This is a genomic window from Saccharopolyspora sp. NPDC003752, assembly GCF_053605825.1.
This window is the reverse complement of the sequence record NZ_JBSGJZ010000004.1, coordinates 228,657-253,432: the sequence shown is the minus strand read 5'-3', so window position 1 is coordinate 253,432 and position 24,776 is coordinate 228,657. Positions and strand designations below refer to the sequence as shown.

General features: G+C 71.3%; 23 protein-coding genes. 8 read left to right on the top strand and 15 right to left on the bottom strand.

Going from position 1 to position 24,776, the window contains the following annotated elements; genetic code table 11:
- Position 1: 1 nt before the first annotated feature.
- The 4 genes from ACWEV3_RS07915 to ACWEV3_RS07900 all read right to left on the bottom strand — a co-directional run bounded on the left by ACWEV3_RS07915 (position 2) and on the right by ACWEV3_RS07900 (position 3,686).
- Complete coding sequence (locus tag ACWEV3_RS07915) at positions 2-1,000, bottom strand: ABC transporter substrate-binding protein (RefSeq protein ID WP_452613153.1); 999 nt, start codon at positions 998-1,000, stop codon at positions 2-4.
- On the bottom strand, positions 997-1,785 hold the full coding sequence (locus ACWEV3_RS07910) for an ABC transporter ATP-binding protein (RefSeq protein WP_452613152.1): 789 nt from the start codon (positions 1,783-1,785) through the stop codon (positions 997-999). Before ACWEV3_RS07910 ends, ACWEV3_RS07915 begins: the two co-directional genes overlap by 4 nt.
- Positions 1,786-2,877 carry a FecCD family ABC transporter permease gene (locus tag ACWEV3_RS07905; protein ID WP_452613151.1) on the bottom strand — a complete coding sequence of 364 codons (1,092 nt, stop codon included), beginning with the start codon at positions 2,875-2,877 and terminating at the stop codon, positions 1,786-1,788.
- 68 nt (positions 2,878-2,945) lie between these two features.
- Positions 2,946-3,686, bottom strand: a complete 741-nt coding sequence (locus tag ACWEV3_RS07900; RefSeq protein WP_452613150.1) for a class I SAM-dependent methyltransferase — start codon at positions 3,684-3,686, stop codon at positions 2,946-2,948.
- 188 nt (positions 3,687-3,874) lie between these two features.
- Here ACWEV3_RS07900 and ACWEV3_RS07895 point away from each other — a divergent pair, with 188 nt between their 5' ends.
- Together ACWEV3_RS07895 and ACWEV3_RS07890 are read left to right on the top strand one after the other, a co-directional pair.
- Positions 3,875-4,438 (top strand): sigma-70 family RNA polymerase sigma factor, encoded by a 564-nt coding sequence (locus ACWEV3_RS07895; protein ID WP_452613149.1) that lies wholly within the window; start codon positions 3,875-3,877, stop codon positions 4,436-4,438.
- Positions 4,439-4,488: 50 nt separating this feature from the next.
- Positions 4,489-5,217, top strand: a complete 729-nt coding sequence (locus ACWEV3_RS07890; RefSeq protein WP_452613148.1) for a zf-HC2 domain-containing protein — start codon at positions 4,489-4,491, stop codon at positions 5,215-5,217.
- A gap of 39 nt (positions 5,218-5,256) precedes the next feature.
- Here the strand turns inward: ACWEV3_RS07890 and ACWEV3_RS07885 are convergent, their stop codons facing one another.
- Positions 5,257-6,345 carry a Zn-dependent alcohol dehydrogenase gene (locus ACWEV3_RS07885; protein WP_452613147.1) on the bottom strand — a complete coding sequence of 363 codons (1,089 nt, stop codon included), beginning with the start codon at positions 6,343-6,345 and terminating at the stop codon, positions 5,257-5,259.
- A gap of 75 nt (positions 6,346-6,420) precedes the next feature.
- Complete coding sequence (locus ACWEV3_RS07880; protein WP_452613146.1) at positions 6,421-7,293, bottom strand: alpha/beta fold hydrolase; 873 nt, start codon at positions 7,291-7,293, stop codon at positions 6,421-6,423.
- 128 nt (positions 7,294-7,421) lie between these two features.
- On the opposite strand from ACWEV3_RS07880, the gene ACWEV3_RS07875 reads away from it, so the two are divergent.
- On the top strand, positions 7,422-7,877 hold the full coding sequence (locus ACWEV3_RS07875) for a PPOX class F420-dependent oxidoreductase (RefSeq protein WP_452613145.1): 456 nt from the start codon (positions 7,422-7,424) through the stop codon (positions 7,875-7,877).
- A 269-nt stretch (positions 7,878-8,146) separates the two neighbouring features.
- Here ACWEV3_RS07875 and ACWEV3_RS07870 read toward each other — a convergent pair whose 3' ends face one another.
- Positions 8,147-8,818 (bottom strand): DUF998 domain-containing protein, encoded by a 672-nt coding sequence (locus ACWEV3_RS07870; protein WP_452613144.1) that lies wholly within the window; start codon positions 8,816-8,818, stop codon positions 8,147-8,149.
- Between the two features lie 247 nt (positions 8,819-9,065).
- Positions 9,066-10,301, bottom strand: coding sequence for an MFS transporter (locus ACWEV3_RS07865; protein WP_452613143.1), 1,236 nt, complete (start codon positions 10,299-10,301; stop codon positions 9,066-9,068).
- Between the two features lie 186 nt (positions 10,302-10,487).
- Between ACWEV3_RS07865 and ACWEV3_RS07860 the strand changes: the two genes are divergently transcribed.
- Positions 10,488-11,288: a nucleoside phosphorylase gene (locus ACWEV3_RS07860; RefSeq protein WP_452613142.1), complete on the top strand. Its 801-nt coding sequence runs from the start codon at positions 10,488-10,490 to the stop codon at positions 11,286-11,288.
- 152 nt (positions 11,289-11,440) lie between these two features.
- On the opposite strand, the gene ACWEV3_RS07855 is transcribed toward ACWEV3_RS07860, so the two are convergent.
- From ACWEV3_RS07855 to ACWEV3_RS07835, 5 genes are all read right to left on the bottom strand, one after another.
- Positions 11,441-12,928 (bottom strand): amidase, encoded by a 1,488-nt coding sequence (locus ACWEV3_RS07855; protein ID WP_452613141.1) that lies wholly within the window; start codon positions 12,926-12,928, stop codon positions 11,441-11,443.
- Between the two features lie 81 nt (positions 12,929-13,009).
- Entirely contained in the window at positions 13,010-14,014 is a 1,005-nt protein-coding gene (locus tag ACWEV3_RS07850) for a cation diffusion facilitator family transporter (protein ID WP_452613140.1), read from the bottom strand.
- Positions 14,015-14,175: 161 nt separating this feature from the next.
- Entirely contained in the window at positions 14,176-15,327 is a 1,152-nt protein-coding gene (locus ACWEV3_RS07845) for a DUF6923 family protein (RefSeq protein ID WP_452613139.1), read from the bottom strand.
- A complete protein-coding gene (locus tag ACWEV3_RS07840; protein WP_452613138.1) occupies positions 15,324-16,091 on the bottom strand; it encodes a bestrophin-like domain in 768 nt (255 codons plus the stop codon). Before ACWEV3_RS07840 ends, ACWEV3_RS07845 begins: the two co-directional genes overlap by 4 nt.
- Positions 16,088-16,348 carry a helix-turn-helix domain-containing protein gene (locus ACWEV3_RS07835; RefSeq protein WP_132495597.1) on the bottom strand — a complete coding sequence of 87 codons (261 nt, stop codon included), beginning with the start codon at positions 16,346-16,348 and terminating at the stop codon, positions 16,088-16,090. Before ACWEV3_RS07835 ends, ACWEV3_RS07840 begins: the two co-directional genes overlap by 4 nt.
- Positions 16,349-16,937: 589 nt before the next feature.
- Here ACWEV3_RS07835 and ACWEV3_RS07830 point away from each other — a divergent pair.
- The 4 genes from ACWEV3_RS07830 to ispH all read left to right on the top strand — a co-directional run bounded on the left by ACWEV3_RS07830 (position 16,938) and on the right by ispH (position 22,258).
- Positions 16,938-18,368, top strand: a complete 1,431-nt coding sequence (locus tag ACWEV3_RS07830) for a family 2B encapsulin nanocompartment shell protein (RefSeq protein WP_452613137.1) — start codon at positions 16,938-16,940, stop codon at positions 18,366-18,368.
- Positions 18,369-18,462: 94 nt separating this feature from the next.
- Positions 18,463-19,860, top strand: coding sequence for a family 2B encapsulin nanocompartment shell protein (locus tag ACWEV3_RS07825; protein WP_452613136.1), 1,398 nt, complete (start codon positions 18,463-18,465; stop codon positions 19,858-19,860).
- Between the two features lie 161 nt (positions 19,861-20,021).
- The gene (locus tag ACWEV3_RS07820) at positions 20,022-21,065 is read left to right on the top strand and encodes a family 2 encapsulin nanocompartment cargo protein polyprenyl transferase (RefSeq protein ID WP_132485814.1); all 1,044 of its coding nucleotides are present in this window, start codon (positions 20,022-20,024) and stop codon (positions 21,063-21,065) included.
- A 266-nt stretch (positions 21,066-21,331) separates the two neighbouring features.
- Positions 21,332-22,258, top strand: coding sequence for a 4-hydroxy-3-methylbut-2-enyl diphosphate reductase (ispH, locus tag ACWEV3_RS07815; RefSeq protein ID WP_452613135.1), 927 nt, complete (start codon positions 21,332-21,334; stop codon positions 22,256-22,258).
- Positions 22,259-22,424: 166 nt separating this feature from the next.
- Here ispH and ACWEV3_RS07810 read toward each other — a convergent pair whose 3' ends face one another.
- The gene (locus ACWEV3_RS07810) at positions 22,425-23,840 is read right to left on the bottom strand and encodes a carboxylesterase/lipase family protein (RefSeq protein WP_452613134.1); all 1,416 of its coding nucleotides are present in this window, start codon (positions 23,838-23,840) and stop codon (positions 22,425-22,427) included.
- Positions 23,841-23,860: 20 nt separating this feature from the next.
- The gene (locus ACWEV3_RS07805; RefSeq protein ID WP_452613133.1) at positions 23,861-24,757 is read right to left on the bottom strand and encodes an MBL fold metallo-hydrolase; all 897 of its coding nucleotides are present in this window, start codon (positions 24,755-24,757) and stop codon (positions 23,861-23,863) included.
- Positions 24,758-24,776: the final 19 nt, after the last annotated feature.

Genomic DNA, 24,776 nt, shown 5'->3' with positions numbered 1-24,776 from the left:
CTCACCGCCCGATCGAGCGCAGGTAGGCGGCGAAGTCTTCGGCTCCCTTGACGTTGCGCGGCCCGCTGACGGCGTCGCCGTAGGACAGCACGAAGTAGCGCTTCTGCTGCACCGCGGGAACCGACCGCATCGCGGGCAGCGATTCGAGGAACGCCTGCTTCTCCGCCGCGGACTGCCCCGCGTAGTCGATGATGACGATCACCTCGGGCTTCGCGGCGACGACGGACTCCCAGCCGACCGTCGTCCAGCCCTTCCCCACGTCGGCGAGCACGTTCCACCCGCCCGCCGCGGCGATGATGTCGGTCGGCGCCGCGTACCGGCCCGCGGTGTAGGGCTGGTCCGCGCCGGAGTCGTAGACGAAGACCGGCACGGGCGTGACACCGGCGGGACGGCCCTGCTCGACCTTCGCGATGCGTCCCCGCAGTTCGGCGACGAGTTCGTCGGCTCGCTGCTCGACGCCGAAGATCCGGCCCAGGTTCTGCAGGTCCGCGTAGAGCGCCTCCAGCGGCGGCACCGGCTTCTTGTCGCCGTAGTCCCAGCACGTTTCGGTGTGCACGTAGCTGCGGATGCCCAGTTGGTCGAGCAGTTGCGGGGTGATGCCGCGCTCCTCGCTGAACCCCGAACCCCAGCCGGCCAGCACCCAGTCGGCCTGGGCGTCCACCACGATCTCCCGGGTGATCCGCGAGGTCCCGAGCCTGGGCACGCGGGCGTAGTCGTCCCGCCACGGCGAACCGGCGATCGAGGGTTCGGCCTGCGCGTTCATCACGTACCCGCGCATCCGGTCCGCCAGCCCCAGGGCGAACATCTTCTCCGTGCCGCTGACGTCGTAGGACACCGGCCGCTGCGGGCGCGGATAGGGCACCGGCACGCCGCAGTTGGTGATCGTGACCGGCGCCGGGCCGTTCTGGACGGCCGGTTCCACCGACGCGCCGCAGCCGGTGGCCAGCAATGCCGCGACCAATGGCACTGCCGGCGACCGCCGCTTCGCGAATCGGATCATGATCGGGTCCCTTCGTAGTCGGCGCTGAGGTCGTAGAGCAGTTGCGGCGCGCCGGTGCGCGGATGGGTCACGACGGTGACCTCCACGCCGAACACCTGGCGGATCAGCTCGGCGGTGAGGACGCCGGCCGGGCTTCCGGTGGCGACCAGCGAGCCGCCGGAGAGCACCGCGAGGCGATCGCAGCAGCTCGCGGCGAGGTTGAGGTCGTGCAGCGCGACGAGCACGGTGAGCCCCGAAGAGCGCAGGAACGACAGCAGTTCCACCTGGTGACGCACGTCCAGGTGGTTGGTCGGCTCGTCGAGCACCAGCACGCGCGGCTCCTGCACCAGCGCCCGCGCGATCAGCACCCGCTGCCGCTCGCCGCCGGAGAGGCCGAGCACGCCGCGGTCGGCGAGGTGCGCGATGTCGGCCCGCTCCATCGCCTGCCGGCACAGCTCGTGCTCCCGCTCGCTGAGGGCCTGGTTGCCGCGCAGGTGCGGGGTGCGGCCGAGGGCGACGACTTCCGCGACCGTGAAGTCCAGTTCGCCGCGGCTTTCCTGGGTGAGCGCGGCGATCGACCGGGCGCTCTCGCGCGGCGCCATCCCGGCCACGTCCGCGCCGTCGAGCAGCACCGCACCGGCGGTGGGGCGCAGCGCCCGGTAGACGCAGCGCAGCGCGGTGGACTTCCCGCTGCCGTTGGGGCCGAGCAGCCCGACTATCTCTCCACTGTGGACGTCGAGGTCGAGGTCGCCGACGAGCGTCCGGCCGGCGATCTCCACCGCCACCCCGTCCAAGCGCAGGTCCATCTACCGGCCTCCGAACAGGTATCCGCGGCGTCGCAGCAGGGTGATGAACACCGGCACGCCCACCAGCGCGGTGATCACGCCCAGCGGGAGTTCCTCCGGGGCGAACAGGGTGCGCGAGACGAGGTCGGCCCACACCAGGAAGCACGCCCCGGCCAGCGGCGCCACCGCCAGCACCCGGCGATGGCTGGAGCCGACGACGATCCGGACCAGGTGCGGCATCACCAGCCCGACGAACGCCACCGCGCCGCTGACCGCGACGAGCAGGCCCGTGACCGCGGATGTCAGCAGGAACAGCCAGCGTCGCAGCGCCACCGCATCAACCCCGAGGCTGGCCGCCGTCTCGTCGCCCATCGACAGCACGTCCAGCGAGCGGCTGTGGCGGCTCAGCACCAGCACGCACACCACAACCGCGGTCGCCGCCAGCGGCAGCGATCCCCAGTTCGCCGCGCCGAGACTGCCCAGCAGCCAGAACAGCACCGTCCGCGCGGCGTCGCCGTTGGGCGCGAGGAAGACCAGCACGCTCATCACGGCCTGGAACCCGTACGCCAGCGCGATCCCGATGAGCACCAGCCGCAACGGGGTCATCCCGCCGCGACTGCTCGCGGCGGCGTAGACCAGCACCGATGCGGCCAGCGCGCCGAGGAACGCCGCCACCGACAGCGCGTACACACCGAGGCTCGCGAACACCCCGAACACCACCACCGCCGTCGCGCCCACCGACGCTCCCGACGAGATGCCCAGCACGAACGGATCGGCCAGGGCGTTGCGCACCATCGCCTGGATGGCCACCCCGACCACGCTCAGCCCGGCGCCGACCACCACCGCCAGCAGCACCCGCGGCGTGCGGACCTGCCAGACGATGCTGTAGCCGGTCACCTCGTCGAAGCGGATCGTGCCGCCAGTCAGCGCCGCGTGGAGGTAACGCACGACCTCGTCCGGCGCCACCACCGTCGGCCCCAGCGCGATGCCCGCCAGCACCGACGCGACCAGCACCGCCGACAGCACGAGCACGACCGCGAACAGCCGCGCCCGGCCGCTTCGCGCGGGCGGGCGGGATGCTTCGACCGTCGACACGTCCCGGCCCTGCTGCATTCGGCATCCTCCTGGCGAATCCGTCCTCCTGTTGGTCGGGCGGTCACCGCTCGAAGTTCCCGGGGAGATCAATCGCGCCGGATCCCGCGGACCACCAACCGCTTCGCGTGGTTGTCGTAGGGTTCCGCGCCGAAGCCGCCGAAGCACTCGACGTCCGCGAAGCCCGCCGCCTCGAACAGCGCGATCAGCTCCGCCGCGCTGTAGACGAAGCAGGTGATCGACGCGTGCTTCGCCGCTTCGCCGCGCACGAGCGTCCAGTCGGTCCGGAACCGGGTCCAGCCGTCGAAGACGGTGTCGCGCATGACGACCATGCCGTCGTCGAGCTCCACCACCTTCGGCGGCCCGACCCAACCGGCGTAGATCTCCTTGCCGAGCACGTCGACCAGCAGCTGCCCTCCCGGCGCCAGCGACGCGTGCGCGTTGCGCAACACCTGGAGGTTCTGCTCCGGATCGTCGAAGTAGCCGAACGACGTGAACAGGTTCAGCACCACGTCGAACTCGCCCGGGCGCACGTAATCCAGCACGTCCGAGCGCTCCAGCCGGGCCCGCACGCCCGCGTCCGCGCACGCCTTCTCCGCCTGCGCCAGCAGCAGCGGGCTCAGGTCGACGCCCGTCACCGGATATCCGCGGCGCGCGATCGGCACCGTGAACAACCCGATCCCGCAGCACTGGTCGAGAACCCGCGCCCCGGTGGGAAAGTCGAACAGCGGCGAGTCCGTCACCACCTCGGCCGCCAATGCGGCCCGCTCGGGCGAGAACATCACCGGCGAGAACACCGACCACAACTCGTCGTCCGCGTACCAGGCCATCCCGGCGGTCCTCCTCGAATCGATGCGCGTCGTCGACACACCTGTCGGACCGGGGGCGCCCGCGGTTCCCGCCGCCGGACGTGAAATTTCCCGCCGGCTGGGAACATCCTGCAAGGGACCTGTGCTCCTGGGCACACCGCGCAGGCGCCTGTACTCACAGCGTCACCGGCCTACTAGCCTGCCGGGCTATGAGTCGCTCGGAGGCCGAGGACGCCCGTCTGACGAAGCTGGCGCTGGCGGCGCGATCAGGTGATCGCGGCGCGTTGGAGGGATTCATCCGGGGCACCCAGCGCGACGTGTGGCGCTTCATCGCCCACCTCGCCGGCGTTCACCTCGCCGACGACCTCGCGCAGGAGACCTACCTGCGGACGCTCAAGAGCATCCGCCGGTTCTCCGGGCGTTCCTCGGCGCGCACCTGGCTGCTGTCCATCGCCCGGCGCGTGGTCGTCGACCAGGTGCGCTACGAACGTTCCCGGCCCCGCACCGACGCCGGGGCCGACTGGGCCGCGGCGGCCGATCGGGGCGCGGGCGAGCGAGCGGGTTTCGAGGGCGTCGTCGAGCTGAACATGCTGCTGGACGAGCTCGACGGCGAACGCCGCGAGGCGCTGCTGCTCACCCAGGTGCTAGGTCTGTCCTACCAGGAAACCGCCGAGATCTGCGGCTGCCCGATCGGCACCGTGCGCTCCCGGGTCGCTCGCGCGCGGGAGCAGCTGCTCGAGAAGACCACGCAGCAGTCGGAAGGAACCGGTTGAAGCACCGACCCGCCGGGAACTCCGGCCGCCCTCCGAGCGACAGTATGGGCGTGGACTGCTACACGTACCGCGAGGCGCTGTCGGCGAGGCTGGACGGCGAGCCGGCGCCAGTGCCCGATGGCCGGCTGGAGGGTCACCTCGCGGAATGCGCCGGTTGCCGGTCCTGGCAGCAGCGCGCGGCGGAGCTGAACCGCGCGCTGCGGGTCCGCCCGGTCGAACCGACACCGGACCTCGCGCATTCCGTGCTCGACGCCGCCCGCACGATGCGCGCCCCCGTCGCGCGCCGGTGGCCGCGGGTGCTGCTCGCGGCCGTCGCGCTGTGCCAGGTGGCGCTGGGCATCGCGCAGGTGCTGGGCGTGACGCACTTCGCGGACCACGGCATGGGCGACGTCATGACCGGGCACCTGCTCAACGAGAGCACGGCGTGGAACCTGGCGCTCGGCCTGGGCATGCTGTGGACGGCCTGGCGGATCCGCGCGAGCACCGGCCTGCTGCCGGTGATGGCCGCGTTCCTGTTGGTGCTGGGCGGTTTCAGCGTCTTCGACATCATCAACAACGCGGTCCCCGCCACCCGCCTGCTCTCCCACGGCCTGCTCGTCGTGGGCCTGGTGCTGCTGCTCGTGGTGCGCCGCGACCTGTCGCGCTGGGGCCCGCGCCCGGGAGACGCGCAGAACCCGCGCACGACGACGACCGCCGAGGCGCTTGAAGACCACGAGCCCGGCCCGAGGGCGGAGAACCACCGCCACCTGGGCCCGACGGGCTACCGCCGAGCGGGCTGACCACGGGGCGGAAACGTCGCTCCACGAACGGAGCAGCCGTCAGCCGAAGGTGATGAGCTGGCGGGCGACCTCGCCCCGCTTGAGGTTCTCGTAGGCCTCGTTGATGCCGGCCAGCGTGGTCGTGCCGCTGATCATCGAGTCCAGGTCGAGCTTGCCCGAGAGGTACATGTCGACGTAGCGGGGCATGTCGACGCGGAAGCGGTTCGAGCCCATCGTCGAGCCCTGGATCTTGCGCTCGCGGAGGAACGAGTAGCCGTCCAGCGAGATCTTCTCGCCGAACGGGATCATGCCGATGATCGTCGCCGTGCCGCCGGGCCGCAGCATCTGGAAGCTCTGCTCGGCGGCGCTGGCCAGCCCGACCGCCTCGAAGGAGTGCTCCACGCCGCCGGAGGTCAGCTCCAGCACCGCCTGCACGGCGTCCACATCGGACGCGTCGACCACGTCGGTGGCGCCGAACTTCGCTGCCAGGCGCAGCTTTCCCGGCAGGCGGTCGACCGCGATCACCCGGCCCGCGCCGGCGATCGCCGCGCCCTGGATCGCGGCGAGCCCGATCCCGCCGCACCCGATCACCGCCACGGTCTCCCCCGGCCGCACCCCGGCGGTGTTGAACACCGCCCCGAGCCCCGTGGTCACCCCGCAGCCGATCAGCGCCGCCTTGTCCAGCGGCATGTCCGGCCGGATCTTCACCGCCGCGTGCTCGTGCACCAGCATGTGCTCGGCGAAGCTCGACGTGTTCAGGAACTGGTGCATCGGCTCGCCGCCGCGGCTGAGCCGCTGCGGGCCGTCGGCCGGGCGCACCACGTCCTCCTTGGTGCACAGGTTCGGCCGGCCGGTGGTGCAGTACTCGCAGTGCCCGCAGAACACCGACAGGCAGGTGATGACGTGGTCGCCGGGCGCCAGGCCGGTGACGGCCGAGCCGACCGCCTCGATCACCCCGGCCGACTCGTGGCCGAGCACCACGGGCAGCGGATGCGGGTACTTGGCCTCCATGAAGTGCAGGTCGGAGTGGCACACCCCGGCCGCGGCGGTGCGGATCAGGATCTCGTTGGGTCCGGGCGAATCGAGGTCGACGTCGCTGATCACGAGCGGTCCGGGGGCGGTCTCCAGCACTGCGGCCTTGCACTGCATGGCGTCTCCTGCCGTGAACGCGGAGGGCTTTTCTGGAATCTCCTTCTAACCCGGGATCGCCCGAGGTGTCAACGACTACTCGGGTACGGCGACCGGCGAACGCGGGTCCCGGGCGGGCCAGCGGTCGTGGTCCACCTGCGCCAGGAAGCGCTCGACTTGGTGGTTGAACAGTTCGGGCTCTTCGAGGTTCGCGAGGTGGCCGGTCTTGGGCAGCACGACGAGGCCGCTGCGCGGGATGGTCCGCTTCAGCATCAGGTCGGCCTCCAGCACGCCGTCGTCCTCGTCGCCGGCGACGATCAGCGTCGGCACGTCCATCGCCGCCAGCTCCGGTCGCAGGTCGTACAGCGACGGCCGGGTCATCTGCACCCCGCGGATCGTCAGCGCCGCGCCCACCGCGTCGTGCTCGGCCAGCACCTCGACGTGTTCGGCGTGCCCGCGCGGGTCCTTGTTCTGGAACTGCACGCGCGCCGGGCCGAAGCCGTACCACTTGGCCACCTCGGCCGGGCCGTCGGTTTCGAAGGCGGCCGCGAGCGATTCGAACTCCGCGCGGAACTCCTCCCGGGCGCCGGGGTGCGCGCCGTAGCCGCAGCCTGCGACGACCAGCGACCGGGCCCGGCCGGGATACCGGAGTCCGAAGTGGAGGGTGCAGAACCCGCCCATCGAGTTGCCCACCACGTGCGCGCGGTCCGCGCCGATCGCGTCGAGCACCGCCACCAGGTCGTCGACCGCGCGGTGCTGGCCGTAGCGCTCCGGTTCGGCGGGGACGTCCGAGGGCGGGTAGCCGCGCGCCGCGTACACGACGCAGCGGTACCGGCGGGCGAAGTGCCGGACCTGCGGCTCCCACGAGCGGTGGTCGCCGCCGAACTCGTGCACGAAGACCAGCGGCACGCCGGTGCCGGTTTCCTCATAGTGCAGGCGGATTCCGCCGTCGGTGGTCGCGAATGGCATCCGTGCCTCCCGGTCGGGTGCCGCATTGTCACCCGTCGAACGCGGCTTCCACAACGCCGCACGCGCCCGCCGTACTCGGCCACTAGGCTGAGTGGCGGACCTTGCCGCCGGATGTGGGGAGCGAACCCATGGCGATCGCCCGCGCCGATCGAGTCGACCGCGAAGCCCTGCTGGAGTTCCTGCGGCCCCGGCACCGGGGCGTCCTGGTCACCACCCGCGCCGATGGCCGCCCGCAGATGTCCCCGCTGACCTGCGGGGTGGACACCGAGGGCCGGATCGTGGTGTCGACCTACCCGGAGCGGGCCAAGACCCGCAACGCCCGCCGCGATCCGCAGGTGTCGATCTGCGTGCTCTCCGACGAGTGGAACGGGCCGTACGTGCAGGTCGACGGCCGCGCCGAGGTGCTGGACATGCCCGATGCGCTCGACGGGCTCGTCGAGTACTTCCGGTGCATCTCCGGCGAGCACCCGGACTGGGCGGAGTACCGCGAGGCGATGGCCCGGCAGGGCAAGTCGCTGATCCGCATCCACATCGAGCGCTGGGGCCCGATCGCCACCGGCGGCTTCCCACCCCGCCTCGGCTAGCGCCGCCGCGCTGGCTCACCCCCCGCCGCAGTTTCAATTGAAACTGCTGACCACCGGCGTGTCACACCCCGACACACCGACGCCTGTGGACAACTCCCGCAATTTCAATGGAAATCAGAGGTCCGATTTCCATTGAAATTGCGGAACGACCAGCACGACCCGGCACGCATCGGCGTGGTTTCCCGCAGAACCGGCACCCGCGTCACGCAGAACCGGCACCCGCGTGACGCAGAACCGGCACCCGCGTCACGCGGGGTCGGGCACCCGCGTCACGCGGGGCCTGGGAGCCCCTGGAATCGCGGGAGGGTGACCGCGAGCGCCGCGAGCCAACCGAAGCCGACGATCAGGGTCAGGCGTTGGAGGAGGCCGCCGACCGGCATGAGCGCCGAATTCTGGGCGAATCCGGCGCCGGCCAGCGCGAACCCGATGAGGAACACGACCGCGGTGCCGATCGAGTAGGCGGCCCAAGCCCGATGACCGGTGCGGGCGAGGCGGTAGCCGACCACGCAGCAAGCCGCGGGCAGCGCCGTGAACACCGGTGTCGAGAAGAGGTCGTGCAGCACACCGTGCGTGGTTCGCACGACGGTCACCGGCGGTGTGCCCGGCGGGTAGCCGCTGATCGGGTCCGCCGCGAAGAACCCGGCGCCGATCAACCCGACTCCCACCAGTCCGATCAGCACCGGCGCCCAGCGGCCACCGCCCAGCCTCCGCAGCGCGGGCCGCAGTCCGACGGCGAAGGCGAGGACCAGCAGGCCGGTGACGATGAAGTTCACCGCCTGCACCCAGCCGGACTCCCCGATCGACAGGGAACTCACCGGATGCCGCAGCGGGCTGTAGCCCGCCCGGAACGCGCCCTCCACCAGGAACAGCACGACGAACAGCACCGCGCCGACCGCACCGCAACCGAGCAAAGCCCGCTCGAAGCGCCGAATCCCCGCCATGGCGGCACAGCCTACGCCGGTGCTGCAATGTCAATGAACATCCTGGCCAGGTGCGCGCCGAACAGGGGTCGTGAGTGATTTTCCGGCTCCAACCGGAATCCCCGCTCACGAGCGCAACCGGCGTGTCGTCGCCCGACATGCCGACTCCTGTGGACAACTCCCGCAATTTCAATGGAAATCAGAGGTCCGATTTCCATTGAAATTGAAGACCTGACGTGTGAAGGTCGGATCTGCGGGGTTTCTGGGCCTACCGGAGGGCTTCGCCCTTGCGGTCCGGTAGCAGGAACATCATCAGCATGTCCGCCGCGTACAGGACCGCGAGGAAGGCGATGGCGACCGCGAAGCTGGACGACTGGGCGATCAGCGCGAACACGATCGGCGCGAAGCCGCCGACCGCGCGCCCGAGGTTGAACAGCACGTTCTCGGCGGTCGCACGCGCCGCCGTCGGGTACAGCTCGGCCATCAGCGCCCCGTAGCCGCCGAGCATGCCGTTGACGAACACGCCCATGATCGCACCGCCGACCAGCAGCGCGTACTGATCGGTGAGCTGGCTGTAGCCCAGCACCGACAGGATCGCCCCGGCCTGGAAGATCCAGAACGTGCGGCGGCGGCCGATCCGGTCGGCGAGCTGCCCGAAGATCCACATGCCCGCGGCCATGCCCAGCACCGTCACCGCGGTCCAGGTGCCGGACTTGGTGAGGCTGAACCCGAACTGCTTGGACAGGTAGGTCGGCAGCCAGGTCATGATGCCGTAGTAGCCGAAGGTCTGCACCGAGCACAGCACCAGCAGCGCGATGCTCGACCGCGTCGTCCGCGCGTCGGCGAACAGCAGCCGCAGCGGGAAGCGCCGCCGTTCGCGCTCGATCTTGGTGAACGCCTCCGGTTCGGCGAGCCGGTTGCGGAGCACGAAAGCGATCAACGCGGGGATCGCGCCGATCACGAACAGCGCCCGCCAGCCCCACGCGGTCACGATCGGCCCGGCCGCCAGCGTGCCGATCAGCACGCCCGCCTGGCCTCCGACGCCGACCAGCGACGTGGCCCGCGCCCGCATCTTCGCCGGCCAGGTCTCGGCGACCAGCGCCATGCCCACGCCGAACTCGCCGCCGAGCCCGACTCCCGCGATGAACCGGTAGATCGCCAGGTCGAGGTATCCCTGCGCCAGCGCGGTGAGGCCGGTGAACACCGCGAACAGGATCACCGACCAGGTCAGCGTCCGGACCCTGCCGAAGTAGTCGCCCAGGATGCCGAACAGCACGCCGCCGAGCACCGCACCGATGAGCGTCACCGTGGCCAGCGAGCCCGCCTCGGTCTGGGACAGCCCGACGTCGAGGCTGATCGCGGTCAGCGCGACGCCGAGGATGAGGTTGTCCATCCCGTCGATGCCGTAGCCGACCGCGGATGCGACCATCGCCTGCTTCGCGTAGCGGCTCGGTCGCTCATCGGAACTGTCCTGCTCGCGGGCAGGCGTCACCTGTCGGCCCATTCGACGACTCCTGGTCTGCGGAAGGGCACGGCGCGTTGCGGTGCTAGATTTTCGCCGTGCGGATGCCGGGCATCAGCATCCACCGGGCTTCCCGGCGGGTAAAGGCCGAGGGCGCCCGACGAGGCGCGCATCACTCCCGCTTGGACAGTCCATATTGGACATTTGACGCATTTCGGAGGGCAGCTCATGGCGCGCCGAGCCGCGGACCCCTGGGACGGTGACCGGCCGCCGCACCTCCCGTGCCGCCGCGGGGAACTGCCGGAGATCTGCCTGCTGCCGGGCGATCCGGCGCGGGTGGACCTCGCCGCCGAGGTGCTGAGCTCCTTCCGCGTCCTCGGGCAGAACCGGGAATTCCGCGTCGGAACCGGGCTTTTCGACGGCGTCGGGATCGGCGTCTGCTCGACCGGGATCGGCGGCCCGTCCACCGAGATCGCGCTCGTGGAGCTAGCCGGGCTGGGCGTGCGCACGGTGATCCGCATCGGAGGAATGGGCGCGATGCGCCCGGAGATCGAGCCCGGCACGCTCGGCATCGTGCGGCGCGCCCGGCGCGAGAGCGGCGCGGCGCGCCACTACCTGCCGGACGGGGACGCGGTGCCCACCCCGGCCGTCGCCGAGGCACTGGCCACCGCCGCCCGGCGCCTCGCCCGGCCGTCCCGCCCGATCACCGTGCTGTCGACCGACTCCTACTACCTCGGCCAGGGCCGACCGCTGCCGCGCTGGGAAGACCGCGCCGCGGAACGCATCCGCGAGGTGGAGCGGTCCGGCGTCGACGGGATGGACATGGAGGCCGAAACCGTGCTCGCCGTCGGGCGCGCGGTCGGCTTGTCGGTCGGAGCGGTCCTCGCGGTGCACGCCAACCGCGCCACCGACGCGTGGCTGGAGGAGTACCGCGATCCGCAGCTGGACGTCGTGCGGGTCGCGGCGATCGCGGCCACCATCCTCGCCGGGCGGGACTCCGGCGAGCAAGACCTGCTTCCGGACTCCTGAGGAAGCGCTTCGACCCGAAGGCACCCGGTGGCCTGCGGGTTGGCGATTTCGCGCGAAATCGCCATTCCGCAGGCGTGGAGAACGCTGATTTCGCGCGAAATCGCCGCCAGAGCGAGTGCCGAGCCTCCTCAGGGCATCGCCTCGACAGCGGGTCAGGTGGCGGTTTCGTAGGCGTGGGCGACGCGGTAGAGCGTCGCTTCGTCCCAGTGGCGGCCGATGAGCATCATGCCGATCGGCAGGCCGTCGCCGCTCCCGCAGGGCAGGCTCAGCGCCGGGTGGCCGGTCGCGTCGAACGGCGCGACGTTGCCGATCATCTCGAACGAGCGCCGCACGATCAGCTCGCGCGGGCCGTCCGCGGTCGGCAGCGGCGTCGCCTTCATCGGCAGCGTCGGCATGACCAGCACGTCGAACTCCGCCAACGCCGCGTCGTAGGCGGCGGTGAGGACGCGAGCCAGGTTCTGCGCCTTCGCGTAGGTGGTGCCGCCGTAGCGGCGCCGGAACAGGTTCCCGGCCAGCATCGACGCCTTGAGCGATTCGCTGAACTCGTCGGCCCGGTCCTGCCAGCCGCGCATCGCGGTCATCAGGCTCGTCACGTACTCGCCGCGCCAGTTCATGCCGAACCCGTTGCCCAGCAGCATCTGCCACACCGCGCCTTCGAGGGCGATCGGGCTCCAGATCGCCACGCCCGAGCTGTGCAGCGGCACCGATGCCTCGGCGACCTTCGCGCCCAGCCCGGCCAGCACGCCCGCCGCCTCGCGGACCGCCTCGTCCACGTCGGATTCGGCGCCGGCCGTGCCGAATCCCTCGCGCACCAGGCCGATGCGCAGGCCACCGCAATCACCGGTGAGCGCCCGCGTGTAGGTGTCGGTGCGGGTTGCGGTCTGGCGCGGATCGAGGCCGTCCGGGCCCGCGATCGCCTCCAGCACGAGCGCGTTGTCGGCGACGTCGGCGGTGATCGGCCCGGCGTGGTCGATGGTGGCCTCGATCGGCATGATCCCGGTGTAGGGCACCAGTCCGTGCGTCGGCTTCATCCCGACCGCGCCGCACCACGACGACGGGATCCGGATGGAACCGCCCTGGTCGCCGCCGATGGCCAAGTCCACCTCGCCCGCGGCGACCAGCGCCGCCGAGCCCGAGGAGGAACCGCCGGCGGAGTGCGTCGGCTTGTGCGGATTGCGGACCGGCCCGTCGGCGCCGGTGTGCGAGCCGCCGGAGAAGCAGAGGAACTCGCAGTGCGCCTTGCCGGCGATGGTGGCGCCCGCGTCGAGCAGCCGGGTCACCACCGTCGCGTCGACGTCCGGGACGTAGCCCTTCAGCGTCGACGAGCCGTTCATCATCGGCACCCCGGCCAGGCAGATGTTGTCCTTGAGCGCGACGGTGCGGCCCGCCAGCGGCCCGTCGTCGCGGGTGCGCAGCTCGGTGCGCGCGTACCACGCGCCCAACGGGTTGTCGCCGGGTTCGCTCCACTGCCGCTGCGGGATTTCGGCGACGGGCTCCTCGAACGCGTCCACCACGCGGTACGCCTCGACGTTCGCCGCGATGAGCGCCAGGTACGAATCCGTTGTCGCGTCGTCCAGTTCCAGCCCCAGTTCGGCTGCTGCGGCTTGCAGTTCGGCCCGATCGGGATCCGGCACGGCCATCGCTACCTCCCACGTCGCGGACCAGGCGAGGCTACGCAGGAGACCGCGCGCGGCGGTAGATCTTCCCGGGTGACAACGGGATCAGTGGTGGTGCGCGACCAGCTCGTGGTCGGCGCCCGCCGGGTGGGCGTGGATCGTCGCGCCGCCGAGCCGCGGCAGGGCGTGCCGCAGGCGGTGCTCGGCGTCGTGCGCGACGCGGTGCGCGTCGGCGAGGCTGAGTTCCGGGGCGACGTCCAGTTCGGCCTCCGCGTGCAGTTCGTGGCCGATCCAGCGCATCCGCAGCCCGCCCACCGCGCGCACCCCGGGCGCACCGGCCAGCGCGAGCTCCGCCCGGCCGACCAGCTCCGGATCCACCGCGTCGAGCACCCGGCCGAGGACTTCCTTCGCCGAGCCCCAGAGCACCGCTGCGATCGCCGCCGTGATCAGCAGACCGATCGCGGGGTCCGCCCAGCGCCAGCCCAGCGCGGCGCCGCCGGCCGAGCCGAGCACGGCGAGGCTGGTGAAACCGTCGGTGCGCGCGTGCAGGCCGTCGGCGACCAGGGCGGCCGAGCCGATCTCCCGGCCCACCCGGATGCGGTAGCGGGCGACCAGCTCGTTGCCGGCGAAGCCCAGCAGCCCGGCGGCCGCGAGCCAGCCCAGGTGCTCGACCTGCTGCGGGTCGACCATCCGCCGGATCGCCTCCCAGCCCGCCAGCGCCGCCGACGCCGCGATCACCGCGAGCACGACGAGTCCGGCGAGGTCTTCGGCGCGGCCGAGCCCGTAGGTGAAGCGGCGGGTCGCCGCGCGCCGGGCGAGCAGGAAGGCGACCGCGATCGGCACCGCGGTCAGCGCGTCGGCGAAGTTGTGCAGGGTGTCGCCGAGCAGCGCGACGGAGCCGGTGAGGGCCACCAGCACGGCCTGCCCGATGGCGGTGACCAGCAGCGCCGCGAAGGAGATCCACAGCGCCCGCATGCCCTTGCGGCTGGCCGCCAGCGGTTCGTCCACGACGTCGGCGGCGTCGTGGCTGTGCGGCGTCACCGCGTGCTTCAACCCCGCCCAAGCGCTGCGGTGTCCGTGGCCGTGGCCGTGGTGCGGAGCGGAATCCACGTGACCTCCTCCGGTCCGGCGAGCGGGCACCCCGAACGATAGGCCGCCGACCAGGCATGCGACAACGCTGCTACTAGGAATCAGTTGCAGGAGAATGCCTTTTGCGGAAGCCCATCACGTCCAAAGTGGACCTGTCGCCGCCGGGAGCCGACGCACCTCTTTCAGCGGAGTCGGCGCACTGCGGCGCTGCCGCCGATCAGCAGGAGCAGCGCGACGAGGGCCCAGCGCCGCTTCTCCTCGGTGTCGTGGCCGACGGTACCGCCGCCCCGCTCCGCCGTCGTCGGCGTGTAGCCGCCCGGTTCCGGCAGCGGCGGCAAGACGGGCGGCGGGGGCGGAACCGCTCTGCTAGGAGGCGCCGGGCGCCGGCTGGGCGGCGCCGAAGTCGGGGACGGAGTGGGCCGCGGCGTCGATGGCGTCGCGGATGCGGTCGTGGACGGCGGCGAGGTCGTCGGCGGCGGTTGGGGCGGCGAAGGTGGGGGCGGCGGTTGGGGCGATGGGACGCGAGTCAGGCATCCGGAGGCGTCCGAGCCCAGCGTCGGCGGCAGGACGGCCAGCTTCGCCACCGAACCGTCCCGGTCCACGCGGTACAGCCCGCCGGCCTCGTCGGCCGTGACGTACAGCGCCCGGTCCGGGCCGATCGCCACCGATCCGTAGGTGCTCGGCGGCAGGCCCGGCGCGTCGGCCAGCTCGGTGACCCGCCCGCTGACCGGGTCCAGCCGCGCGACCACCGCCGTGCCCCGGTGGGTCATCGACACCCCGTACAGCTCGCCGTCCACCGGGTCGACGTCGAAGTCGCCGAACCCGAACGGCCAGTGCGGCGACCGGATCGCGGTCATCGCCAGCACGCTCAGGTAGGTCGGGCGGGTCGGGTCGACGTCCACCGCGTACAGGTAGGACCCCTGCCGCACGTACCAGCGGTTCCCCTTGACCGCGCCGGCCGTCGGCGCGGTGAGCGGGTACCAGGCGCGGCCGGCCCGCACCGGACCCAGGTCGTGCGTCCGGCCGGACCGGTCCAGCGTCACCACGTGGGCACCGTCCGGGGACGGACCGGACGCGGCCATGCCGTACACCAGACCCTGCGAGCGGACGTACCCGAGCGCGTTCAGCCGGTGGTCCAAGGCTCCGATCCGGACGCTTTCCCCGGCGGGCAACGACACCCGGTACAGCGCGGAAGTCCAGCCCGGCGCGGAGTTCCGGACCTGCAGCACAGTGCACCCGGGAGCCGCGCCCGCGGACACCACCCACACCACCGACGCCGCCAGCACCGCGACCGCCGAGGCGGCCGACACCGCCGCGGCCCGCCACCACCTCAACTTCGACCGAGCCGCTCTAGCGCCCACAGGAACGCGTCCGGGCCGATCTGCGATCCGCCGCTGAACGGGTTCTGCAGCTGGAAGATCGCGAACAGCAGCAGCGCCAGCGCACCGGCCAATGTGGACACCAGCACGATGTGCGGGAACAACCTGGTGCCACCGAAGAGGTTCGGCAGCAGCACGCACACCACGCTGCCCAGGATCAGCACGAACCACACCACCGCGACCACGCCGCGGTCGAACGCCCTCGTGACCCGCTCGTGCCGCTCCTCGTAGACCTGGCCGAGCTCCGTGATCGCCTCGGTCTTGCGGCCCTCCTCGAACTCTCCGTCGGCCGGCGCCTGCAGCACCGCCGCGCGCAGCCGGTCGAGCTCCGCCCAGCCCGGCCCGACCACCTGCCCGCCCTGCTGCATGACCGGCCACTCCTCGCCGACGACCGTCTGCAGGTACCGCACGCTGAGCTCGCGCGCCTCGTCCCCGGTCGGCGCGGGCAGCGAATCCACCGCCCAGGAAACCGAAACCAGGGCCTGCGCCTCGCGGTAGGCGCCCTCCCGCGCGTCGGTCACGGTGTCGAACAGCGTCACCAGCACGAAGGCGAGCACCACCGCTTGCAGGCCGCTGACGATGGTGAAGACCTGCCCGGCCGCGTCGTTGTTGCTGGGGCGCCCCTCGTCCTGGCCGAGCCTGCGCACCAGGTAGCCGATCACCGCAGCGGCCACGGACGCGCTGAGCACCCAGATCAGACCGCTGAGGTAGATGCTCATTCCGCACCTCCGGCGGCGGACCCGCCGCGCACCACGACCTTCCTGGGTTCCGGCACCAGCAGGTCGCCGACGTTGCACCCGAGCACCGAGCAGATGATCTCCAGGTCGTCCAGCTTCAGGCTGGCCGGGGTCTTGGACCACAGCCCGGACATCTTCCCGGCGGAGATGACCAGCCCGTGCTCGGCCAGCTGCCGCTGCAGCTCGGTGGCCTTCCAGATGCCCCGCTGCGCCGCGACGAGCCGCAGGTTCCACTTCACGACGACATCTCCCCCCGACCTGCTCCGATCGACTGGACGCCGCACTCGCACACGATCCGCCGCCTCCCAAACTCGAGCCTGGACGCCGGTAACGCCCGGCCGACGAATTTTCAGAATTCCCGAAGAAGAACCGCCGAAGATCTCTGTTTCGACGTGGCCCGAACAGTACTACCGCACCACCGGAAAACAGATAACCCGATTCGTGGAATCCGGGATCACAGGATTCGTCGCCCACCTGGAGCAATCACCCGGCGGAATATTCCGAATATCGCGTTCGCGATTGATGCACACGAGTCGCGAAACCACCGAATATCGGAACGAATGCGGCAGATGATCACGCTGCGTTCCACACAAGGGGCAATTCAGGTGATATCCGCAGTGCGACATTTGCGCCGGGTCTGACCGACACACGAAGCACGTTCGGGTGACTGTACGGTCGTGATCACTGGTGCTAACGTCGCCGTCGGCAACGAGAAACGATGCCGCAGAACCGGCGAGTATTAGCACCGGGACATTTCAATTCGGACAACTCACAATTCCCTGAACAATCACGGTTCAGCATTTCCTGCCCGCCTCTTTACGAACAGAGATGATTGGTGGTATTGGCGTGACTGTGACGGAACCGCTCAACACCGACGACGGCGATGCGCCGCAGTTGAGCCTGAGCACGGCGGCGGCCCGGAACCTGGCCACCACGACCAAGTCCGTCCCGCAGATGCAAGGCATCACCTCGCGCTGGCTGCTGCGGCTGCTGCCATGGGTGCAGGCCGCCGGCGGCGCGTACCGCGTCAACCGCCGCCTCAGCTACACCCTCGGCGACGGCCGGGTCACCTTCACCAACACCGGCGCCGAGGTCCGGGTCATCCCGCAGGAACTGCGCGAACTCCCGCTGCTGCGGGGATTCGACGACGACGCGGTGCTCGGTGCGCTCGCGGATCGCTTCGTGCAGCGGGAGGTCGAGCCGGGCCAGGTGATCGCCACCGCCGGCCAGGCCGCCGACCAGGTCGTGCTCATCGCCCACGGCAAGGTCAACAAGATCGGCACCGGCGAATACGGCGACGACACCGTGCTCGGCGTGCTCGCCGACGGCGAGTACTTCGGCGCGCACGTCCTGGCCGGCGACTCGACCACCTGGCAGGCGACCTACAAGGCGGTCACCCCCTGCACCGTGCTCTTCCTGCGCCAGCAGGTGTTCCGGGACATGAACGGCAGCTCCGAGGCGCTGCGCGAGCACATCCGCAACGCGCTGTCCGCCCCGAAGGGCGCGCACAACGTGCACGGCGAGGCGGACATCGAGATCGCCTCGGGGCACTCGGGCGAGCCGACGCTGTCCGGGACCTATGTGGACTACGAGCTCGCGCCGCGCGAGTACGAACTCAGCGTCGCGCAGGCGATCCTCCGCGTGCACAGCCGCGTCGCGGACCTCTACAACCAGCCGATGAACCAGACCGAGCAGCAGCTGCGGCTGACCATCGAGGCCCTGCGCGAACGGCAGGAGCACGAACTGATCAACAACCGCGACTTCGGCCTGCTGCACAACGCCGACCTCCGCCAGCGCATCCACACCCGCACCGGCCCACCCACCCCCGACGACCTCGACGAGCTCCTGACGCTCGTGTGGAAGGACCCCGGGTTCTTCCTCGCGCACCCGCGGGCCATCGCCGCCTTCGGCCGCGAGTGCAGCAAACGCGGCATCTACCCGCAGAGCATCGACCTCGGCGGCCACCAGGTGCCGGCGTGGCGCGGCGTGCCGATCCTGCCGTGCAACAAGCTGCACGTCGGCGACACCCGCACCAGCTCCATCCTGCTGATGCGCACCGGCGAGGAGAGCCAGGGCGTCATCGGCCTGCACCAGACCGGCATCCCGGACGAGTACCGGCCCGGCCTGTCCGTGCGCTTCATGGGCGTCAACGAGCAGGCCGTCATCTCCTACCTGGTCAGCGCCTACTACTCGGCGGCGATCCTGGTGCCGGACGCGATCGGAGTGCTCGAACACGTCGAACTCGGCAGGGAGAGCTGAGCGACGCACAGCCCCCGGAGCGGGTGGCCGCGACCCGCCCGCTCCGGGCCCGCCCAAGACCTTTCCGCCGAGCAGCGCAAGGAGAAGTGACATCGTGACCGTGACAGAGCCGGACCTCGGCGTCGAGCAGGCCGCGCAGAGCCTCGGCACCGCGGCGGCGCGGAACCTGGCCACCACGACCAAGTCCGTCCCGCAGATGCAGGGCACCACCTCGCGGTGGCTGGTGCGGATGCTGCCGTGGGTGGACATCTCGGCGGGCACCTACCGGGTCAACCGCCGACTGACCTACGCCGTCGGGGACGGGCGGATCACCTTCACCAACACCGGCGCGGACGTGCGGGTCATCCCGCAGGAGCTCGGCGAACTGCCGCTGCTGCGCGGTTTCGACGACGATTCGGTGCTGGGCGCGCTGGCCGACCGGTTCGTGCAGCAGGAGTTCGAACCGGGCCAGGTGATCGCCACCGCCGGCCAGGCCGCCGACCAGGTCGTGCTCATCGCCCACGGCAAGGTCAACAAGATCGGCACCGGCGAATACGGCGACGACACCGTGCTGGACGTGCTCGCCGACGGCGAGTTCTTCGGCGCGCACGTCCTGGCCGAGGACCAGGCCGCGTGGCACCACACGTACAAGGCGGTCACCCCGTGCATCGCCCTGACGCTGAACACCCAGGCCCTGCAGGCGGTGAACAACCAGTTCGACCGGCTGCGGGCGCACATCGCCGCCATCCGCGACAACCCGGCGCCGGCGCAGAACAAGCACGGCGAGGCGGACATCGAGATCTCCTCCGGCCACTCCGGTGAGCAGACCCTCGCCGGGACCTATGTGGACTACGAGCTCGCGCCGCGCGAGTACGAACTCAGCGTCGCGCAGGCGATCCTCCGCGTGCACAGCCGCGTCGCGGACCTCTACAACCAGCCGATGAACCAGACCGAGCAGCAGCTGCGGCTGACCATCGAGGCCCTGCGCGAACGGCAGGAGCACGAGCTGATCAACAACCGCGACTTCGGCCTGCTGCACAACGCCGACCTCCGCCAGCGCATCCACACCCGCACCGGCCCACCCACCCCCGACGACCTCGACGAACTGCTCTCCCGCCGCCGCAAGACCCGGTTCTTCCTGGCTCACCCGCGGACCATCGCGGCCTTCGGCCGGGAGTGCAACCGGCGCGGCATCTACCCGGCGACCGCCGAGGCGGAGGGCCGCCAGGTGCACGCCTGGCGGGGCGTGCCGATCCTGCCCAGCGACAAGATCCCGATCAGCGATCGCGGCACCAGCTCGATCCTGGCGCTGCGCACCGGCGAGGACGACCACGGCGTCATCGGCCTCCAGCAGACCGGCATCCCCGACCAGTACCGGCCCGGGCTCAACGTCCGGTTCATGGGCATCAACGAGCAGGCGATCATCTCCTACCTGGTCAGCGCCTACTTCTCCGCCGCGGTCCTGGTCCCCGACGCCCTCGGCGTGCTCGAGAACGTCGAAATCGCCCGCTGACACCGCGTTCGGACGCGGCGAACCACCTCGTGACCGGTGCTCGAAACGAGTCCGGAACACCGCACCGTCCTCTTGGACCGCAGTTTCAATTGAAACTGCGGTCCACACACCGCCACGCAAAGCGAGCCTGGAATTACCGCTTTTTGTCGAAGGGAAGTCGGATGGCCACGATTCAGCAGGACGCCAACCGGGCGGGTACGGCCTACGAAGCGCTCACGCGCAGCCGCACGATGGTCGAGCCCGCCCTGCGGGCCGCGGTCGACCGGTTGCCCACTCGCATGCAGCAGATATCCGGCTACCACCTCGGCTGGCTGGACGAGCGCGGCAACCCGGTCCGCGCCGACCGGGGCAAGGCGCTGCGGCCCACGATGGTGCTGCTCTCGGCCGCCGCCGTCGGCGGCGATCCCGCGGCTGCGGTGCCCGCGGCCGTCGCGGTGGAGCTGGTGCACAACTTCTCGCTGCTGCACGACGACGTGATGGACGGCGACGTCACGAGGAGACATCGCCCGACGGCGTGGACCGTTTTCGGCAGCGGACCGGCCATCCTCGCCGGCGACGCCCTGCTGTCGCTGGCCGCCGACGTGCTGGGCGCGTGCCGGCATCCCGAGGCCGCCGCCGCGGTACGGACGTTGAGCACCGCCGTGCTGAACCTGATCAACGGTCAGACCGCGGACCTCGCCTTCGAGGACCGGCGCAACGTGGAACTGGCCGAGTGCCAGCGGATGGCCCGGGACAAGACCGGGGCACTGCTGGGCTGCGCCTGCGCGCTGGGCGCGATGTTCGGCGGCGGATCGGCCGAGCAGATCGCCCGGATGCGCAGCTACGGCGAGCGACTGGGCCTGGCGTTCCAGCACGTCGACGACCTGCTCGGCATCTGGGGCGATCCGGCGATCACCGGCAAGCCGGTGTTCTCCGACCTGCGCACCCGCAAGAAGACCCTTCCGGTGGTCTCCGCGCTGACCTCCGGCACGCCGGCCGGACAGCGGCTGGCCGCGATCTACCTCCGCGATCAGCCGCTGTCCGGCAGTGACCTGGCCCAGGCCGCGGAGCTGATCGCGCTGGCCGGCGGCCGCACCTGGAGCCAGCACCAGGCCGACGACCTGCTCGCTTCAGCCCTCAGCGACCTGCGCCGCTGCGACCCGGCGCCGCGCGCGGCCGAAGAACTCGACGCTCTAGCCCACCTGGTCACCCGCCGCGACCACTAGAGGGTGTGCCCGATGCAATTTGCGTAGCGGTGCGGGTAGCAGAACCTCAGGGGCCGCCTCACTCCGGGATCCCCGACTTGTGTATGTCCAGCTGGGGCTGTCCTCGCGAGGCGACCCCTGAGAACCCGCGGCGGTGCAAGCTGAGTCCCGCGCCCCAAGCGGCTACCGCCGCTTCAGAACAGACACTGACGCCCGGTGCCGAACCGGCCGCGGGGCGCGCGGCGGTCCGGCACCGGGGTTCAGCCGACCGACATTGGAGTGCAGTCATGCCGAGTCAACAGCGCACGGTGCTGCTCGCGGCGCCGCGCTCGTTCTGCGCCGGAGTCGACCGCGCCATCGAGATCGTGGAACAGGCGCTCGCGCTCCGCGGCGGCCCGATCTACGTCCGCAAGCAGATCGTGCACAACACGCACGTGGTCGCCGACCTGGAGGACCGCGGCGCGGTGTTCGTCGAGGAGCTCGACGCGGTGCCCGACGGCGCCACCGTGGTCTTCTCCGCGCACGGCGTTTCCCCCGCCGTGCGGTCGGAAGCGGACCGGCGCGGCCTGGCGGTCATCGACGCCACCTGCCCGCTGGTGGCGAAGGTGCACGCCGAGGCGCGGCGGTTCGCCGGGCGCGGCGACACCCTCCTGCTCATCGGCCACAGTGGACACGAAGAGGTTGAGGGCACGCTCGGTGAGGCGCCCGGCCAGACGGTCCTGGTGGAGTCCGTCGAGGACGTCGCCGACGTCGAGGTGCCGAACCCGAAGCGGGTGTCGTACCTGACGCAGACCACCCTCGCCGTCGACGAGACGGCCGGCATCGTCGCCGCGCTGCGCGACCGCTTCCCGGCGCTGCGCGGCCCGTCGGCGGAGGACATCTGCTACGCCACCACCAACCGGCAGGACGCGCTGTCGGCGATCGCCGGGGAGTGCGACCTGGTGCTGGTGGTCGGCTCGGCCAACTCCTCGAACTCCCAGCGCCTGGTGGAGCTGGCGCGCCGCCAGGGCACGCCCGCCCACCTCATCGACGACGCCGGCGACATCCAGCCGGCCTGGCTGTCCGGCGTCGGCACGATCGGCCTCACCGCGGGCGCCTCGGCCCCGCCGGGCCTGGTCGAGGACGTCATCGACCACCTCGCCCCGACCACGGTCATCGAGCACGAGATGACCCGGGAGAAGGTCCACTTCGAACTCCCGGCGCCCCTGCGCTGAGGGGCCGTTCCAGAACGAGGGTGCGGACGCGCGTGAGACCTGGCCGCCTGGACGCAGGGCGACGATTTCGCGCGAAATCGCCGCTTGCCGTGGGGGCGGGTTGGCGGTTTCGCGCGAAACCGCCACCCTGTCCGGCACCGGGCCCCTCCGGGAGGAGCTTTCCAAGTCACTCCTGTCCGGTGAAGCGGCGGGTTTCCGGCGGTGCCCAGCCGGGATCGCCGGTCCGGGCGAAGCGCACCCACGCCCCGTGCATGCACTCGGCCAGCGCCGCGGACGGCTCCGCCGGGCCGAGCAGTCCACGGGGACCGCGCAAGGCGGGAAGGTCCAGGCGGTCGAACACGTACGGAAGTTCCACCACATGCGCCGCGCCGAGAGTTCCGTCCACTGCGGACGATCGCCAGGCGAACTCGTAGGTGTAGGTCGGGCCCCGCCCGCGTGCCGCATGCGCCTCGGCGAGCCGGCGGCTTCCCGCCCCGAACAGCGCGTCGCCCATGATCGCCGAACGCAGCTCGCCAGGGCTCGCTCGCGGGCGCCGCGCCCGGTACTGAGCGACCAGCGCGGCCGGGTCGGCGTGCACCCGGGCCGCGACGTCGTGCACGTCATCGTCGGTCGAGGTGGTCGTTCTTCCTTGCGGCGCAAGGTAGAGATTGCCCTCCTCGGTGTTCGTGCCGACGATGAGCGCGACCTCGGCGCCGGCCCCGTCGGCCACTGCTTCGGCGGGCTGGCGGTCCAGCACCAGGCTGAACGCGCTGAGCCCGAGCAGCGGGTCGAACCGGGTGCTGGTCCGCAGGTCCAAACCGCCGAGCGGCGCATCGACGAACCGTTCGTCCGGCACCCGGGCGAAATCCGCGACGGTCGGCTCGATGCCCAGCACGTCCGCTGCGGCGCGCGTGACCCGAGCCGCCTGCTCCCTGGAGAACGCGCCCAGCCCGTTGCCGCTCTGCACGATGGCGCGGTGGAACAGGCCCTCCGCTTCCGGACTGGCGAGAACACCGCTCGTGATCGTCGCGCCGGCGGACTGGCCGAACAGCGTGACGTTGCCCGGATCGCCGCCGAATTCGGCGACGTTGTCCCGCACCCAGCGCAGCGCGGCCACCACGTCGAGCAGCCCGCGGTTGGCCGGCGCGCCGGGGAGGTCTAGGAACCCCGGGATGCCCAGCCGGTAGTTGAGGGCCACCAGCACCACGCCGTCGCGGGCGAAAGCCGTTCCGTCGTGCAGCGGCGAGCGGGTGGAGCCGGTGATGAACCCGCCGCCGTGCACGAAGACCATGACCGGGCTGCTCCGGGCGTCCGGCGGCGTCCACACGCTGACAGTCAGGTAGTCGTCGCCGCGAATCCAGCCGGGCCCGAAGTAGGGCGACATGTCGAGCGTCCCGAAGCCGTCCCGGCGCGGTTGGGGCGCGGTCGGCCCGGGCAACGTCGCGTCCCGGACGTGCTGCCACGGTTCGTGCGGCGCCGGCGCGGCGAACCGGGCCGCCCCGGTGGGCGGTGCGGCGTAGGGGATGCCGAGGAAGACGTGCGCGTTGCCGTCGGCGCGGCCGCGGACGGCGCCCCCGGTGGTGGTGACGATCGGGTCGGACACCCGTTTCTCCTGTTCTTCCGTCAGATTCGGGCGAACGGGGCCCATCCCCCGATGGCGAACCGGTCGCCCTCGCGGACGACCTCGGCACCGCCGTGACCGCCGAGGTGCGCGGGCAGCACCAGCGCGTTCGCGTCGGCGGCCCAGCCGAGCAGCCGCCGCCGCGTGGCCCTGGCCTGGGCCGGGTCCTCGCAGAAGCAGCTGTTGGTGTCGGGGTCGACGAACTGCAGGGCGGTGTGCAGCAGATCGCCGACGAACAGCGCGCGGTCACCGCCGGATTCGAGCGTGACCACCGACGAACCGGGGGTGTGCCCGGGCGCGAGGTCCAGCCGCAGGTTCGCGTCGATCCGGTAGCCGTCCTCCCACAGCACCGCGAGACCGGCCTCGTGCACCGGCGCGACGCTGTCCTCGAAGACGTTCTGGTTGCCGCGGCCCAGGTTCGGCCGATGGCCGTTCGCCGGGTTCCAGAACTCGAAGTCGGCCCGGGGCATGAGGTAGGTGGCGTTGGGGAACGTCGGCACCCAGCTGCGGCCGTCGAGGTAGGTGTTCCAGCCGACGTGGTCCACGTGCAGGTGCGTGTTGATCACCAGGTCCACGTCCTCCGGCCGCACCCCGGCCCTCGCGAGGTCGCCGAGGAAGTCGGTGTTCAGGTGGCTCCACACCGGCGAGTACGGCCGCTCCTTGTGGTTGCCGACGCCGGTGTCGACCAGGATCGTCCTGCCCTCGCTGCGCAGCAGCCACGTCTGGATGGCCGACATGCAATCGCCGGTGTGCGGGTCGAGGAAGTCCGGAGCGAGCCAGGGAGCGTTCCAGGCTCCTTCGGGACTCTCCGGGAAGAAGGTGTCCGGCGGCATCTCGACCGGACCGAAGTACTCCACGACCCGGGTGATCGTGACGTCGCCCAGCACGATTTCGCGCATGTTCCCTCCGGGGTGTTCG